The organism is Streptomyces sp. NPDC104761, from assembly GCF_055583445.1.
This window is the reverse complement of record NZ_JBVJNZ010000026.1, coordinates 16741-32734: the sequence shown is the minus strand read 5'-3', so window position 1 is coordinate 32734 and position 15994 is coordinate 16741. Positions and strand designations below refer to the sequence as shown.

The following is a 15994-nucleotide window of genomic DNA, read 5'->3' as shown; positions in this document are numbered from 1 at the left end:
CCATGTCCACCACCACCTCTGACGCCCGCCGGCGCCGACGCGCCGGCGGGCGGACGGCGAAGCCGCCGACGCCACGCTCGCCGTGGCGGCTGCGGCTGGGCGGCCACCAGCCCATCGGCATGCTCTTCGTCTCCCCGTACCTGATCTACCTCGCGGCGATCTTCGTGTACCCGCTCGGCTTCGCCGTGTGGATGTCCTTCCACGACTACTACTTCGCCGCTCCCGGCGTGCAGGTCGACCGGCCCTTCGTGGGCCTGGACAACTACACGACGGTGCTCACCGACCCGGACGTCTGGCGCTCCTTCCTCAACATCGCCGTCTTCCTGGTCATCAACGTGCCGCTGACCGTGGTCGGTTCACTGGTCCTGGCCAACGCGCTCAACAAGAAACTCCCCCTGCGGTCCTTCTTCCGCACGGCCTACTACATCCCCTACATCACCGCCAGCGTCGCGGTCGTCGGTGTGTGGCTGTTCCTGTTCAACAGCGACGGCCTGGTCAACCAGGCGCTGGGCCCGCTGGCCCCTAGCCCGTCCTGGCTGGTCAACTCACACCTGGCGATGCCGGTCGTGGCGATCTTCGTGGCGTGGAAGCAACTGGGCTTCTTCGTGGTGCTGTACCTGTCGGCGCTGCAGAACGTGCCGAACGAGCTCTACGAGGCGGCGGAAATCGACGGCGCCGGGCGGCTGCGCATCTTCCGCTCGGTCACGGTGCCCGCGGTGCGGCCCGCCACCCTGCTGGTCCTGATCCTCGCGACGATCACCGGCGCCAACCTCTTCACCGAGCCCTATCTGCTCACCAGCGGCGGCGGACCAGACGGCGCGACGACCTCGCCCGTGCTGCTGATGTACCAGCGGGGTCTGCAGCAGGGACACCCGGACGAGGCAGCGGCCATCGGCGTGATCCTCGTCGTGCTGATCACCGCCATCTCACTCGTCTACCGACGCCTCGTGGAAAGGGACTGAGATGACCACCGACGTCGCAGCCCGCCCCTCCGGCGAGCGCCCCGGGAACGAGCGGCCCTCACGCACCCGCACCCGGGCGATCGGCTCGCGGATCGCCCTGCTCATCGGCGCGTTCGCCTTCCTCTTCCCCTTCTACTACATGATCATCGGATCGCTGCAGAAGGAGCCGGACTCCAGTCCCACCGGGGCGTTCCCCAGTCCGTCCAACCTGACCCTGCACAACTACGCGGCGATCGACTCGGCGATCTCCCTGGGCCGTTCGCTGGTCAACTCCGGCATCTTCACCGGCGGTGTGATCATCTGCACCACCGTGTTCGGTCTGCTCGCCGGGTACGCCCTGGCCCGGTTGCAGTTCCGCGGCCGAGGTTCGACGTTCGCCCTGGTGCTGCTGGTCCAGGTCGTACCGTTCCAGCTGCTGCTGATCCCGCTGTACGTGCTGATCGTCCGCGACTACGGACTGGCCGACTCCTACCTCGGCATGATCCTGCCTTTCGCGATCAACACGAGCGCCGTGTTCATCTTCCGCCAGTTCTTCCTCCAGTTGCCGGCCGCCATGTTCGAGGCCGCCCGCATCGACGGCGCGAACGAACTGCAGATCCTGTTCCGCATCGCGGTTCCGCTGTGCAAGCCGGCCCTCTTCTCGGTCGTACTGCTCAGCTTCACCGGCCCCTGGAACGAGTTCCTCTGGCCGTTCCTCGTCACCAAGCGGCAGGACATGCAGCCGCTGGCCGTCTCCCTGGCCAACTACATCAGCACCGTCGCCTCCGCGGCCGCCAACCCCTTCGGCACCATCCTCGCCGGAGCCTGCGTCCTGGCCGCGCCCGCGGTGGCGCTCTATCTCGTCTTCCAGCGCCGGTTCAACTCCACCGACATCGACTCAGCAACGAAGGGCTGACCTTCCGTGTCCCACAGCACCACCAACCCTGTCCCCTACACCCTGACCCGGGTCGGCGTCGTGATGTCCCCCCTGCCCGGCGAGGCCAACGAGGTCGAGGGCGTGCTCAACCCGGCCTCCGGCCGCACGCCCGACGGCACGCTGCACCTGCTGCCGCGGCTGGTCGCCGACGGCAATGTCTCCCGCGTCGGCCTCGCCGAGGTCGTCCTGGACGACGGCGTACCCACCGGCGTCGAGCGGCGCGGCGTCGTCCTCGCACCAGACGCCGGCTGGGAGCGCGGCAAGAACAACGCCGGCGTCGAGGACCCCCGCACCACCTGGATCGAGGACCTCGGCCGCTACGTCATGTCGTACGTGGCCTACGGTCCGCTCGGCCCCAAGCCGGCCCTCGCCGTCTCCGAGGACCTGGTCCACTGGGAGCGTCTGGGCCCGATCCAGTTCGCCTACCAGCCCGACCTCGACACCGATCTCAACCTCTTCCCCAACAAGGACGTCGTGCACTTCCCCGAACCCGTGCCGGGCCCGGACGGCGCGATGTACTACGCCATGCTGCACCGGCCGATGTGGGACCTCGGGTGGTTCCGGCCCGGTGAGGGCGTCCACCTGCCGGCCGGGGTGACCGACGAGCGCCCCGGAATCTGGATCTCCTACGTCCCGGTCGACGAGGTCAAGCAGGACCTCGGCGCCCTGACCCGGCCGCGCCACCACCGCCTGGTGGCGCTGTCCGAGTACGCCTGGGAAGAGCTCAAGATCGGCGCCGGCCCGGCTCCGATCCGGGTCGACGAGGGCTGGCTGCTCATCCACCACGGTGTCTCGGGCACCATCGAGGACCCCTTCGCGCAGGTCCAGACGGTCAACTACGCGGCCGGTGCGATGATCCTCGACCCCGCGGACCCCTCCCGTGTCATCGCCCGCACCGCCGAGCCGCTCATGGCCCCGGAGACCGAGGAGGAGCGCTCGGGCACCGTGCCCAACGTGGTCTTCCCCACCGCCGTGGAGGAGATCGACGGCGTGCGGTACGTCTTCTACGGCATGGCCGACGCGCACATCGGCGTCGCCCGCCTGGACCGGTCCGCGTGACCTCCGGCCGTACCGGGCGCCGCGTCGCTCTGGTCGGCTGCGGGGCCTTCGGCACGTTCGTGCTGGACGCGATACACGACATCCCGGCACTGCGGATCGTCGCGTGCGCCGACGCCGACCGGCGGCGGGCCCAGGTGCTCGCCGACCGGTACGGTGCGGCCGTCCACACGAGCGTGGCGGACGTCGCCGCGGCGCCGGACGTCGACGTGGTCGTGCTGGCCACCCCGCCGGCCGCGCACGCGGACGCCGCGGTCACCGCACTGCGGGCGGGCAAGCACGTCTTCTGCGAGAAGCCGATGGCCCTCGGCGTGGCGGACGCGGCGCGGGTCGAGGCGCAGACCCGCGGCTCGCGCGGGGTGTTCGTGATCGACCACGTCCTGCGCTACAACCCTCTCCTGCGGCTGCTGAAGCGGCTCGGGGAGGAGCAACTGCTGGACCCGCTGCGGCGGTTCGCCTTCGAGAACGACGCCTCCGACGAGGACCTCGGGCCCGGGCACTGGTTCTGGGACCCGGCGCGCAGCGGAGGCATCCAGGTCGAGCACGGCGTGCACTTCTTCGACGCGGCCAACGCCCTGATGGGCAGCGTCCCGTTCCAGGTGCAGGGCACCGAGGTGCGGCGCGCCGAGGGCCCCGTGGACATCGTGGTGGCCACCGCCGTCCACCCCGGCGGCGCCGTCGCCACCCACACCCACTCCTTCACCCACGCCCACCGTGCGGAGCGCCAGTTGATGCGGCTCGACTACGGCTTCGCGGAGGCCCGTGTCACCGGCTGGATCCCGACCCGCGCGACGATCACCGCGTGGACCGACGAGGCGAGTGCGGTCCGTTGGGAGGCGCTGCCCGCACGGGCCGCCGAACTGCTCGCCGTCGACGGTCTGCGGCCGCACGGGCAGGAGCGCGTGACGGTGTCCGTGACCCGCGACGCCGGGTCGGCCGAACCGGCCCGCGGCCGGGGTGTGTCACGCAGCGTGCCGCACCGGGTGGAGTGCGTCGTCGACCTCGGCGGGGAGGACCGCAAGCAGTACGTGTACACCGAGAGCGTGCGGGCCGCCATGACGGACCTTCTGCACTGCGCGGAACACGGTGGCACGCCGCAGGCCGACGCCGCGGCCGGCCTGGCCGCCGTGGCCGTGGCCGACGCGGCCACCCGTTCCGCACGGAGCGGCCGCACCGTCACCCTCACCGCGCCCGTCCTCGACGGAGCCGCACGATGACCGTGACGCCCGCACCCGTCCCGCCCTCCCCCTGGTGGAGGGAGGCGGTCTGCTACGAGATACACCCGAGGGCCTTCGCCGACGGCAACGCGGACGGCGTCGGCGACCTCCCCGGTGCCACCGCCCGGCTGGAGCATCTGGCGGGACTGGGCGTGGACGCGGTGTGGATCACCCCCTTCTACCCCTCGCCGTTGGCGGACGGCGGATACGACATCGCCGATCACACCGGCGTGGCAGCCGACCTCGGAACGGCCGCCGATTTCGCCGCCCTGGTGACGAAGGCGCACACGCTCGGCATCAAGGTCCTCGTGGACGTGGTCCCCAACCACACCTCGCACCGGCACCCCTGGTTCCGCGCGGCGCTCGCCGCCGGTCCGCGGTCTGCGGCCAGGGAGCGCTACCTCTTCCGGGACGGCCGCGGGGAGAAGGGTGAACTGCCACCCAACGACTGGCAGTCCGCCTTCGGCGGTCCCGCCTGGACCCGGATCGACGAGGCGGACGGCCTCCCCGGCCAGTGGTACCTGCACCTGCACGCCCCGGAGCAACCCGACCTGAACTGGCGCAACCCCGAGGTGCCCGCCGAGTTCGAGCGGATACTCGGGCACTGGCTGGACCAGGGCGTCGACGGGTTCCGCGTCGACGTCGCGCACACCCTGTTCAAGGCGGAGGGTCTGCCCGACGCGGGTCCCGGCCAGCACCAGGACGTGCACCGCAACCATCTGATGCCCTACTACGACCAGGAGGAGCTGCACCCGCAGTTCCGGAGGTGGCGGGCCCTCCTGGACAACCACCCCGCCCCAGCGGGAGCGGTGCCGCCGCACGAGCGGGTGATGGTCGCCGAGGCCGGCGTCTTCGACCGCGCGCGCCTGGCACGCTACGTCGCGCCCGGCGAGATGCAGCAGATCTTCAACTTCGCCTTTCTGGAGAGCGCTTGGGACGCACGGGCGATGCGTGACGTGATCGACCGGTCCGTGCAGGCCATGTCCGCGGTGGGCGCTCCCGTGACCTGGGTGCTGTCCAGTCACGATGCGGTGCGTCCGGTCACCCGCTACGGAGGGGGCCCACTCGGCGAGCGTCGCGCTCGTGCGGCGGCGCTGCTGATGCTGGCCCTTCCCGGGGCGGCCTACGTATACCAGGGCGAGGAGCTCGGCCTGCCGCAGGCCCACGTTCCGGACGACCGGATCCGAGACCCCTTGTGGGAACGTTCCGGGCACCGCGTCCGAGGACGTGACGGCAGCCGGGTGCCCCTGCCCTGGGCGGGCGGTGTCCCGCCGTACGGCTTCAGCGACGCCGACCCCGACAGCTGCTGGCTTCCGCAGCCGCCGGACTGGGCCGCTCTCACCGTGGCGGCTCAGCGGGACGACGCCTTCTCCATGCTCACGCTGTACCGCGCGGCGCTGCACCTGCGGCGCGCCCACCCGCCCATGCGCACCGGACTGCACCTGCAGGGCCCCGCGAGCGGCGAATGGTTCGCCTTCGACCGGTCGGCCGCCCTGCGGTGCCTGGTCAACTTCGGTGCGCGCCCCGTCCGGCTGGACGACCGTGCCCGGGTGCTGCTGTCCAGCGCACCGCTCGACGGCAGGGATGTCCCGCAGGACACCACCGTCTGGATCGTTCTCGAGGAGTACCCGCAGTGAGTGACCTGTCAGGCGCCGACCTGTCCGCAGTGGTGAAGGCCTACGACGTCCGAGGCGTCGTACCCGAACAACTCAACGAAGATCTTGCCGTGTTGTTCGGCGCGGCCTTCGTCGAGACGACGGGTGCCGAGGCCGTCGTGACGGGCCACGACATGCGGTCCAGTTCGCCCGGTCTCGCCGCGGCCTTCGCGCGCGGTGCCGCCGCGCAGGGAGCCGACGTCACCGAGATCGGCCTGTGTTCCACGGACGAGCTGTACTTCGCCAGCGGCACCCTGCGGCTGGCCGGCGCGATGTTCACGGCCAGCCACAATCCCGCCCGCTACAACGGCATCAAGATGTGCCGTCCGGGCGCGGCTCCGATCGGTCAGGACACCGGACTGCGCGAGATCCGCGCCCTCGTGGAACGCTGGGCCGCGGGTGAGGGCCTGCCCGAACCGCGACGGCCCGAGGGTTCCGTCGTCCGGCGCGACATGCTGGAGGAGTACGCGGCCCACCTGCTCTCGCTCGTCGACCTCTCCGGCATCCGCCCGCTCAGAATCGTGGTGGACGCCGGTAACGGAATGAGCGGACTCACCGCGCCGGCCGTCCTCGGCAAGGTTCCGGTCGAGATCGTCCCCCTCTACTTCGAGCTCGACGGGACGTTTCCGCACCACGAGGCCAATCCGCTCAACCCGGCCAACATCGTCGACCTGCAGAACGCGGTACGGGAGAACGCAGCCGATCTGGGGCTCGCCTTCGACGGTGACGCCGACCGCTGTTTCGTCGTCGACGAGCGCGGCGAGGCGGTGACGCCGTCGGCGGTGACCGCACTGATCGCCGTCCGGCTGCTCGCCGAGCATCCGGGGAGCACGGTGCTGCACAACCTGATCACGTCGAGGACAGTGCCCGAGGTGGTCCGCGAGCACGGCGGCACGCCCGTCCGCACCCGGGTGGGTCACTCGTTCATCAAGGCCGAGATGAACCGGACGAACGCGGTGTTCGGCGGCGAACACTCCGCGCACTACTACTTCCGGGACTTCTACAACGCGGACACCGGCATGCTCGCCGCCCTCCATGTGATCGCGGCTCTCGGTTCACAGCCGGAGGCACTGTCCGGCCTGATGCGCCGCTATCAGCGCATGCCTGCATCCGGTGAGATCAACTCCACCGTCCGCGACACGCAGTCCACCCTCGCGGCAGTCCGCGAGCACTTCACCGCGCGTCCCGGTGTCACCACCGACGACCTCGACGGCCTCACCGTCTCCGCCCCCACATGGTGGTTCAACCTCCGTCCCTCCAACACCGAACCGCTCCTACGGCTCAACGTGGAAGCGACGGAGCCGTCGGCCCTGAACCGCATACGAGACGAGGTCCTGACACTCGTCCGCGCATGACGGAGAGGGGCCGGACGTCCTGACCGTGGCGCTCAGGCATGCGGGGAACTAATCGGTCAGCGGAGGGTTGCCGGGAGCCGCGGCGACGGAATCCGCTCTCAGGGGCAGTTCGAGGCCGGCCACCAGGTGCTCGGGGTAGAAGTGCACTCGTCGGCCGGTGCCGTCGTCGTCGCCGGTGACGCCCGGGCGCGTCCATTCCAGCTCGGCGTGTCCGGACAGGTGGAGGCTGCGTCCGGTGGCGAAGTCCAAGAAGGCGAGCGTCGCGGTGGGGTCCGTGCTGAGGTTTCCGAGGGTGTTGAACATGTTGTTGCCCGAGTAGTCAGGCCACCACAGCCGCCCGTTCTCCGCCCGGACGAATCCCGGCGACCCGCCGCGGTGCGAGGCGTCGTTGCCCCCGGTGGGATGGGTGGTGCCGATCAGGAAGGTGTCGGACCGTCGGACCAAGGCGACGTCGTCGTGCGTCAAAGCGCTTCCTCGCCGTGCCGGCCCCGCACCGACCGCCGAATCGGGCGCGGTGTGAAGGCGCCGGCCCTGGATGTACTGAGGGCAGTTGCCGTACAGCTGCTCCACACTGACGTACAGCCCGCTCTCGTCGGCGCGGGTGAGGGTGCCGTTGATGCGCAGTCGCCGACGCGTGGCGAACTCGATGACGATCAGCCCGACCGGCTGATGCTCGGGAAGACGCCGCAGCGGTGCACCCTCCGTGGGCAGTGCCTGCACCTGCAGGACATCCGGTGAGACGGCGCTCAGGAATCCGGGAGGACCGACGAGCGGGGTGATCCACAGTCGGCCGTCAACGTCACGGCCGGTGATCGCCGCGAAGGTGCGATCCGCCAAGAACTGCGAGACCCCGCTGCGCAGCTGTGCGGGAGCCAGCATGCCTCTGAGCCGGGCAGCCTCTCCGGCTACCCCCGCACGGCGTTGAACGGACAGCTCGCCTTCGTGAAAACCCTCATGCACGTCGCGCATCGAGTCGATCATCAGTCTGCCTTCCCCATGCGCCGGATCGGCCGCCACCCCTTTCCCGTCGCACGATCTAACGCTTGCAAGACAAGCGAAGCGTTAGGCACATCCTGGCGCGGCCCACCGCCCATGTCAAACGGTTGGAGCCATATGCAGCCGTTAGAAGCGCTGTAGTCTGGCCAGATGGACACCAGGGCACCCCTCATGGGCGAGCCGCTCCCCGTGGAGCTGATGAACACCATCTGGGCGGATCGCCACGGCCGGTACGACGCGCTGCGTGACCCGGGGGGCGTCGAAGCATGGCTGTCCTCCGTGTGCCCCCGAACAGACCTGATGACGGCGGACGACATCGACGGACTCACCGCACCGGACCTCCACCGGCTGGGCGACCGGTTGATCAGCCTGCGTGATGCCCTCCGCCGACTGGCCGCGGAGGTCACCCAGGAGCCACGGCCGGGAGCCCCGTCCGAGATCCTTGAACTGTCCACGGCGGTTCACGTGGTCAACGAAGCTGCCGGCGAGACACCTCACTGGCCGGTGTTGCACTGGTCCCCGGGTGCCGAGCCCGCACGCCACGGGCACACCAGCGGAAAGGCGGCATGGGCAGTCCTGTCCGCCATCGCCGAAGAGGCGGTCATTTTCTTCAGCCAGAACTCCCGCCACCAGCTCCGCGCCTGCCTGGCACCGGGCTGCGTCCTGTACTTCCTGAAGAACCACCCCCGCCGGGAATGGTGCTCCAAGAGCTGCGGCAACCGGGCCCGCTCCGCACGGCACTACCAACGACACCATCGGAGCACGGCCTGACCGTTGCGCCGCGCACCGAGTAGAGCCGCGGCCTCGACCCTGCTGCACGTCCGGAGCCCGCGCCTGCCTGCTCCATGGTGTGCGCGGTTGCTCCCCGCCCTGCAGCCTTGCACGCCGGGACACGCCTCCCGTTACCGTGCATGTCGACATACGGCCGATTGAGTCACCGGCGGGGCAACGGGCAGGGTGTGCGGCAGCCGGCAGAACTCGGTCCCGCCCTGCTGCTGTCGGGTCTGATCGGATGGGAGAGAGCAGCTCAGCAGAAGAGCGCGGGCATGCGCACGCACACCCTGCGGGATAGCGAGTGCTCTGATGACGGAGGTCTCCCAGCACGGTTTCTCCGATGTGCTGGGCCTGGACAACGTCTCCTTCGACCCCTCGAGGGTGGCGTCCCAGATCGTCTCGGCCCGCCCTGCCACCGTCGGCTGTGACACGGCTCACGGGAACTTGGGCGCCTTCTCCGAACAGGTCATTGCGTGAACGTATCTCTACGATCCCGGCTCCGGGCAGGCGACCCCAACGCGTTCCGGGAACTGTTCCAGGAACTCGCCCAGGCGGTGCACCGCCATGCCATGCGCGCCACCAATGACTGGTCGACCGCCGAGGAAATCGTGTCGCTGACCTTCCTCGAGGTGTGGCGGCTGCGGGAGAGGCTGGATCCCAACGACGACAGTGTGCACCCGTGGGTGTACGGCATCGCGACGAACCTGCTGCGCAACCGTGGCCGTGCCATGCGCCGCCACAAGGACGCCATGGAACGGGTGCCCGCACTCGACACCGTCCCCGATTTCTCCGACGAGGTCGCCGAGCGCCTGGACGCGGACCACAGACTCACCGCCGTCAGGGCCGCCGTCGCCCGGCTGCGCACGAACGAACGGGACGTCTTCCTGCTCTGCGTGTGGTCCGACCTCAGCTACTCCGAGGCGGCCGACGCGCTCGGCATCGCCGTGGGCACGGTCCGCTCCAGGCTGGCCCGCGCCCGCAAGCGGCTGCACCAGCTCACCGAGGAGGAACTGAAAAAGCAGAGAAGAACTGCGGAACCACCCGTGGTTCGCGAACAGATACGGGGTGACCGCCCTACCGCGGTCCGGTCGACACAGGAGACAGTCCGATGAACGCCATCCCGCAGCGGGGTGAAGAGACCGAACGCCAGGCCATGGCGGATCAGTTTCCGGCCACCGCGACGCACGGCCTCTCCTCCGCCCGCACGGCACTTCTCGAGGAACACCTGATGCGTGAGATCACTCGTACCGACGCGGCTCCCGTGGCCGTAGCCCCCCGCCGCCCCCGCTGGGCCTTGGTGGCCACACCGGTGGCAGTCGCCGCCGTGGCGACCGCCGTGGTGCTGAACGTCACCGGCTCCACCACCCCTGCCGCGCCGTCCTCCGTCGTCCTCTCTCCTGTGGTGAACGTGCTGCCTGCCTCGGCCCAGGGGACCTCCGAGCTGATGCAGCAGGTCGCCGTCGCCACCGGCAAGGGCAAGCGCCTGACGGTCCGGGCCGACCAGTACGTCTACGTCAGGAGCGAGGTCGGCTTCAGCCGTCAGATCCATGAGCGCACGATGGATGGCCCGATCAAGCTGGACGCCGTGCACGAGCGCCAGGTCTGGCTCCCGGAGGACCCCGCCCGCCCCGGGCTGATCCGCGAAGGCGGCCAGGACGAGAAGCTCGGCGGCGGCACCGCACAGGTCAGCATCGACGGTGGCGCACCGACGACCCCTGGTGCCGACAACACGACGTACGCGCAGCTGGCCGCGCTGCCCACCGACCCCGACGTCCTGCTGAAGAAGATCTACGCCATCACCGAGGGCCGCGCTCCCGGCCGTGACGCCGCGGCCTTCGACTGGGTCGGCGAGACGGTCGGCGAGGCGATCGTCCCTCCGAAGGTGGAGGCGGCCATCTGGCTGGCCGCCGGGAAGATCCCAGGCGTGGAGGTCGTGCACGGCGCCGTCGACGCCGCGGGCCGGCACGGCGACGCCCTGGCGTTCGAGTCCCTCAACGAACGCACCGAATACATCTTCGACAAGACCACGCACACCTACCTCGGCGAGCGCAGCTACCTGGTCAAGGACAGCACGGCGGGCAGGGCGGGCCAGCTGACCGGAATCTCCGCGGTACTCGGCCGGGGCGTGGCCGACAAGATCGGCGAGGTGCCGTCCGGCGGCAAGGCGTGACACCCGGAGCTCTGTGACCGGAGTGGCCCGCTGCGCCGCAGAGTCGGCGCGCGCCCGCGACTGGACGGTGAACGCCGTCCGGCCGCGGGCGCCACGCGTTGCACGGACACGTGCTCGGCGGGTCGCAAGCCAGGGGCACCGAACGGCTGTTGTTGCCGCTGCCGCGGTCTGCACGGGCGGTCGCGCCTCCCCGCAGGTCCGATCGAGCGAGCAGTGTGATCACCGTCACGGGAACCCGGTCTTTCTGGTGAACAGGTCATTACCGAGACCGCAGCAGATCGCCACCGGCAGACCGGCGATTGCGAGCGGTGACGGACGACTACGCGAAGAGACACACTGTGCGAATCCAACCCCTCGTCATGGCCATCACCGAGCAGCGCATCCCCCCGGTCGCGGTGTACGCCGTCGCCACGTTCGTCTTCGCGGCCCTCGTGGTCGGTGGCATCCTCCTGGTGGGACGGCGCCGGCGATAGGACGGTCGGCGCACGGACGGTTTCCGGAGCCGTCTCGGGTCCGGAAACCGGTGACGCCCGTACGTCAGCCGCCCCAGTGCTCCCCCGTCCATGTGTGTCCGGAGCGATCACGCTCTTTTACAGGGCCTTCATGCGTTTCCATGGCTATTGTCAGCATATGTCTTACGCTCGGACGGCCCCCTCGGCCGGACCGGCACCGGACCGAAACCGGCCGGGTACGCGCTGTCCGACCGTGTGGCCGGTGTCCAGGAAGGGCGGTGACGGCCGTGGTGTCTGCTGCGTCGGGCTCCGCACGGGACTGGGAGGAGCTGGCCTCCCTCTTCCGGTGTCTGGTGGCGGACACCGACGCCTCCAGCGCGATGCTGTTCCTTCTGCCGCCCGAGGAGCCGGTGCTGCAGCTGTCGATGCTGTACGGCACGTCCTGGACCGCGCTCTCCCCCTGGGCGCGGATCCACGTGGAAGAGGCCATCCCGGTCGCCGAGGCGACCCGCGAGAGGCGCCTGGTCTGGGTCGGAGACTCCGAGGTGCTGGCACTTCACTTTCCCCGGCTCGCCCTCATGGTCCCCGAGCACGCCGTGGCGGCCGCCCCGGTCATCGCCGGTGAGGCCGTGTGGGGTGCGGTCTGCCTGTTGTGGCCGCCCTCGCATCCCGGGTACCTGGGCACGGACGAAGCGACGGCGATCGAGGCGTTCTGCCACCCAGCGGGCATGCTGCTGGAGCGCTCGAGCCTACGCGGGCGTCCGCTGCTGCCCGGGAAACGCCCCGTGACACTCACGGCGGAGCGGTCCCGCACCCCCGATCGGGCCGAAGCGCTGGCGGCTCACGACTACGCCGTGCGCTTGCCGGGGGCGATGTCCCTGGATGTGGAAGGCCGGACCACCTTCGTCAGCGACGCGGCGAGCAGCCTGCTCGGAGTGGACACCGCCGATCTGCTGGGGGTACGGCCGTGGGACCGTCTGGGGTGGCTCGGCGGTCCCGCCTTCGAGGACCGGTTCCGTGCGTCGCTCATCGGCCACCGGCCGGTCCACTTCACCGTCACGCGCGCGCCCGAGGAGTGTCTGTCCTTCGAGCTCTACCCGGACGCCTCCGGTGTCAGCGTCCACATGGCGTCCCTCGCCCAGGCGTCGCCGGCCGGTGAGCGCAGGCACGTCCTGCCCCTCGTCGAACCGACCGAGATCAAGCCGTTCCACCAGCTCATGCACCTGGCGGCAGGTCTCACGGAGACGGTGCGGGTGAGCGACGTCGCCGAGACCATCGCCAACCAGCTCCTGCCCGCCTTCGGCGCCGCGGGCCTGATCCTGATGACCGCATCCGAGGGACGACTGCAGGTCGTCGGTCAGCGCGGCTACAGCGCAGCCTTCCTGTCCCTCTTCGACGGCCGCTCCCTGGCCTCCGACAACGCACCCGCAAGAGCCCTGAACGGCCAGAGCCCCCTGTTCTTCGGCAGTTTCGCCGAGTTCAAGCAGACGTACCCGGACGCTGTCCAGTACGGCACCAGAAACGCGTGGGCGTTTCTGCCGCTGGTCATCCGCGGCCGGCCGGTGGGAATCCTCGTGCTGTCCTTCGACCGGGCCCGGCGGTTCGCGCGGACCGAGCGCAATCTGCTGATCTCCGTGGCCGGGCTGGTCGCCCAGGCTCTGGACAGGGCCTGTCTGCACGAGGCCCGGGACGATCTCGCCCGCACCCTGCAGACCGGCCTGCTGCCGCAACAGCTCCCCGACGTTCCCGGCCTGCGGACCGCCGCCCGCTACCTGCCCGCCACTCACGGCATGGACGTCGGCGGCGACTTCTACGACCTCATCCGCTGCGGCGCCGCAACCGCCACAGCGGTCATCGGCGACGTCCAGGGCCACAACGTCCGGGCCGCGGCCCTGATGGGCCAGCTGCGCACCGCCGTTCACACCCACGCCGCCGTCGGCATGCCGCCCGACGATCTCCTGACCCGTACCAACCAGGTGATGTGCGACCTGAATCCCGGCCTCTTCGCCAGCTGCCTCTGTATCCAGTTCGATCTGGCCCGGCACCGCGCCCTCCTGGCAACGGCCGGACACATTCCGCCCCTGGTGCGCCATCCGGACGACCGTACCGAAGCTCTCGCGCTCCGACCGGGGCCTCTGCTCGGTATCGTCGCGGACGCCGACTACCCGGCCGTGGACATTCCGTTGTCATCCGGTCTCACGCTGGCGCTCTACACCGACGGGCTCGTCGAAGCACCGGGCATCGACATCGACGGTGCCATCGCTGCCCTGGCCGGCCGACTGGCCCAGGCCCCGGACGACGACATCGAAGACCTCACCGAAACACTCCTCGGCAATGCCTCGCACCATCCGCACACCGACGACATCGCCATGCTGCTGGTCCGCGTCACGCACTCGTCCACGGCTGCGGACCAGGGGCCGGCCCGCGGATCAAGTCGCGGGAAATAGGCCGCGACTCAGCAGCCGACGCGAGCGGGGTCCGGTGCGTCCGACTGCAAGGCTGAGGAGGGAGTCGACGCGGTGGGGGCCCTTCCGGCCGAAGGCTGGGGGACGGCGGAGACCGACGGCAACGCCGCAGGTGGGCGCGGAAGACCCCGCGTCTGCGGCATGATCCGCCCGACAGCCCCTGGCCCGTCCGCGGCCGATTCCCGGCCCCGACCCCGGCCCTCTCACCGACGGCCGACTCCCGCCACGGCTCCGCGGTTTCCGTGAATTCTCTCGGCGCAGCGCTTCGTGATCATTCTGTGGAGGTGTGCCCGGCAGTCGCTCCAGTACGCGGCACGGCGGCTCTCCTCCGCTGCCGAACCCGAGTCCACCACTGGACCATCGGCGTCCGCGACCTGGCAGACCTCGGGCAAGCCAGTGTTTCAGGACTTCGACACCGCCGCCCTCGCCCATCGCGCGATCGGCACGCTCGACATCACCGTGCCCGGCCCCTAGTGCTCACCCAGATGGACCTCCATGTCGGTGACACCAGGCACGACGGTGTGAGCGGCGCCCTTCCCGAGGGCCCTGACCATCCGGCCTTCAGCAACGACCTGATCGCCGCCTGGCACAGGCACCGTAAACGTCTGGGACATCAACTCTCGCGATCGCGTCTACGAGCCGCTACCCGTCGCGAGCATTACCAAAGTCGTCGGGTTCGGCCCGCGGGGCACGCTGTTTGTGCTCGCCGACGACAACGGCGAACTGCAGATCTGGGACCTGCCCCACCACCAGCAGGTCACCACGCTCGACACTCCCGACAAGGTGCACCACTGGATGAGCCGTGACGGGCGCCCGTACGCCTACCTCGCGAGAACCGAGATCATCACGGAACTGAATCCCGACCTGTGGTTCCGCACCCTCTGCGCTGCCGCCGACCGCGGATTCACCCCCGACGAGCGCAAGCTACTCCCGCAGGCACGGACACATCCGCTCCCTGCCGGTCCTAAGCACAACCACCTCAAACTGCGCTGGCACACACCTCCCGAAGCCGCTGGCCGGCATGGTCGATCACCGAAGCTGCGGTCGGTGAAGAAGCTGAACTGGTCGCGGGCGGGGATCGGCTCCCCCACGTCACGTCGTCACCGACGCCCAGGGCATTCCGCTCGCGGTGTCGCTGACCGGCGGCAACCGCAGCGACGTCACGTACTTGCTGCCCCTGTTGGACAAGATCCCCGCCCGTCGCCGCAACCGTCGGCCGTCCCCGGCGGCGGGCGGACGCCCTGCTGGCCGGCCGCGGCTACGACCATGACAAGTACCGGCGCCTGCTCCGGCAGCGCGGCATCCGCTCATCGCCGAACGGGGCCGGCCCCACGGCTCCGGCATGGGCGTCTTCCGGTACGACGTCGAGAGAACGATCGCCTGGCTGCACGGCTTTCGTCGCCTGCGCAGCCGGCGGGAACGACGCGACGACGTCCACGAAGCCTTCCTCGGACTCACCACCTGCCTCATCACCTGCAGACATGTCCGACGACTCTGATAGGACCTCTTGGGCCTGCCAGCAGCCGACCACCCTTATGCACAGGTCTTGACAATTCCTCGCTGTTGGGAGGCCGGAGTGCCAAGCATGGTCCTGCGGCGGAAGGTCCGGTGTCGCCGCCCACCGGCGGTTGTGCCGCTGATCGGCGCCTGTTTCGGTACTCAGCCGACTTGGCCCCACAGGACGTGCGTCCGCTGCCAGTTCTTCCGATGCCGAGGCGGGACGTGCGCTTCTTCTCGTCCTGGACGGCGTTGACGAGTGCCAGGCCACCAGCAAAGGACTTGCCTGCTACGGCACTCCGGCAACCCGGCCCTCCGCGCCGGGTGAGAAGGCCGTGCGGGGCGAACGTACGTCCGCCCCGCACGGCCGGACGGTCGACGACAAGTCACTTGGCACTCTGCTGCTCACACGCCCGCCGCCAGAGTCCGTGAACCTGAATCGTCGGTCTGCCGGCGCGTTCCAGAACACCTCGCCGCGC

Annotated in this window: 13 protein-coding genes and 2 pseudogenes; 14 read left to right on the top strand and 1 reads right to left on the bottom strand. The window is 69.9% G+C overall.

Annotated elements, in window-relative coordinates; translation table 11 throughout:
- Nucleotides 1–2: 2 nt before the first annotated feature.
- The 6 genes from ACZ63F_RS40695 (at nucleotide 3) to ACZ63F_RS40670 (ending at nucleotide 7161) form a co-directional block, all read left to right on the top strand.
- Nucleotides 3–962, top strand: coding sequence for a carbohydrate ABC transporter permease (locus ACZ63F_RS40695; protein WP_469718875.1), 960 nt, complete (start codon nucleotides 3–5; stop codon nucleotides 960–962).
- 1 nt (nucleotide 963) lies between these two features.
- On the top strand, nucleotides 964–1857 hold the full coding sequence (locus ACZ63F_RS40690) for a carbohydrate ABC transporter permease (protein ID WP_469718873.1): 894 nt from the start codon (nucleotides 964–966) through the stop codon (nucleotides 1855–1857).
- Nucleotides 1858–1920: 63 nt separating this feature from the next.
- Nucleotides 1921–2937 carry a glycoside hydrolase family 130 protein gene (locus ACZ63F_RS40685; RefSeq protein ID WP_371131468.1) on the top strand — a complete coding sequence of 339 codons (1017 nt, stop codon included), beginning with the start codon at nucleotides 1921–1923 and terminating at the stop codon, nucleotides 2935–2937.
- Nucleotides 2934–4151: a Gfo/Idh/MocA family protein gene (locus ACZ63F_RS40680; protein ID WP_469718871.1), complete on the top strand. Its 1218-nt coding sequence runs from the start codon at nucleotides 2934–2936 to the stop codon at nucleotides 4149–4151. Before ACZ63F_RS40685 ends, ACZ63F_RS40680 begins: the two co-directional genes overlap by 4 nt.
- A complete protein-coding gene (locus tag ACZ63F_RS40675; RefSeq protein WP_469718869.1) occupies nucleotides 4148–5788 on the top strand; it encodes a glycoside hydrolase family 13 protein in 1641 nt (546 codons plus the stop codon). Before ACZ63F_RS40680 ends, ACZ63F_RS40675 begins: the two co-directional genes overlap by 4 nt.
- Nucleotides 5785–7161, top strand: a complete 1377-nt coding sequence (locus ACZ63F_RS40670; RefSeq protein ID WP_469718867.1) for a phosphomannomutase/phosphoglucomutase — start codon at nucleotides 5785–5787, stop codon at nucleotides 7159–7161. Before ACZ63F_RS40675 ends, ACZ63F_RS40670 begins: the two co-directional genes overlap by 4 nt.
- Before the next feature lie 48 nt (nucleotides 7162–7209).
- Here the strand turns inward: ACZ63F_RS40670 and ACZ63F_RS40665 are convergent, their stop codons facing one another.
- Nucleotides 7210–8178, bottom strand: a complete 969-nt coding sequence (locus ACZ63F_RS40665; RefSeq protein WP_469718865.1) for a pyridoxamine 5'-phosphate oxidase family protein — start codon at nucleotides 8176–8178, stop codon at nucleotides 7210–7212.
- A 129-nt stretch (nucleotides 8179–8307) separates the two neighbouring features.
- Here ACZ63F_RS40665 and ACZ63F_RS40660 point away from each other — a divergent pair, with 129 nt between their 5' ends.
- The 8 genes and pseudogenes from ACZ63F_RS40660 to ACZ63F_RS40625 form a co-directional block, all read left to right on the top strand.
- Nucleotides 8308–8928 carry a CGNR zinc finger domain-containing protein gene (locus tag ACZ63F_RS40660; RefSeq protein WP_469718863.1) on the top strand — a complete coding sequence of 207 codons (621 nt, stop codon included), beginning with the start codon at nucleotides 8308–8310 and terminating at the stop codon, nucleotides 8926–8928.
- A 140-nt stretch (nucleotides 8929–9068) separates the two neighbouring features.
- Nucleotides 9069–9333: pseudogene (locus ACZ63F_RS40655) on the top strand (MgtC/SapB family protein); the annotation flags it as partial.
- A 71-nt stretch (nucleotides 9334–9404) separates the two neighbouring features.
- A complete protein-coding gene (locus ACZ63F_RS40650) occupies nucleotides 9405–10043 on the top strand; it encodes an RNA polymerase sigma factor (protein WP_469718861.1) in 639 nt (212 codons plus the stop codon).
- Complete coding sequence (locus tag ACZ63F_RS40645) at nucleotides 10040–11101, top strand: CU044_5270 family protein (RefSeq protein ID WP_469718859.1); 1062 nt, start codon at nucleotides 10040–10042, stop codon at nucleotides 11099–11101. The genes ACZ63F_RS40650 and ACZ63F_RS40645 overlap by 4 nt, the downstream gene beginning before the upstream one ends.
- A gap of 338 nt (nucleotides 11102–11439) precedes the next feature.
- A complete protein-coding gene (locus tag ACZ63F_RS40640; RefSeq protein ID WP_469718858.1) occupies nucleotides 11440–11574 on the top strand; it encodes a hypothetical protein in 135 nt (44 codons plus the stop codon).
- Nucleotides 11575–11840: 266 nt separating this feature from the next.
- Nucleotides 11841–14000, top strand: a complete 2160-nt coding sequence (locus tag ACZ63F_RS40635) for a SpoIIE family protein phosphatase (RefSeq protein WP_469718856.1) — start codon at nucleotides 11841–11843, stop codon at nucleotides 13998–14000.
- 285 nt (nucleotides 14001–14285) lie between these two features.
- Nucleotides 14286–14492: a hypothetical protein gene (locus tag ACZ63F_RS40630; RefSeq protein ID WP_469718854.1), complete on the top strand. Its 207-nt coding sequence runs from the start codon at nucleotides 14286–14288 to the stop codon at nucleotides 14490–14492.
- Between the two features lie 628 nt (nucleotides 14493–15120).
- Nucleotides 15121–15288, top strand: a pseudogene (locus tag ACZ63F_RS40625) (hypothetical protein); the annotation flags it as partial.
- Nucleotides 15289–15994: the final 706 nt, after the last annotated feature.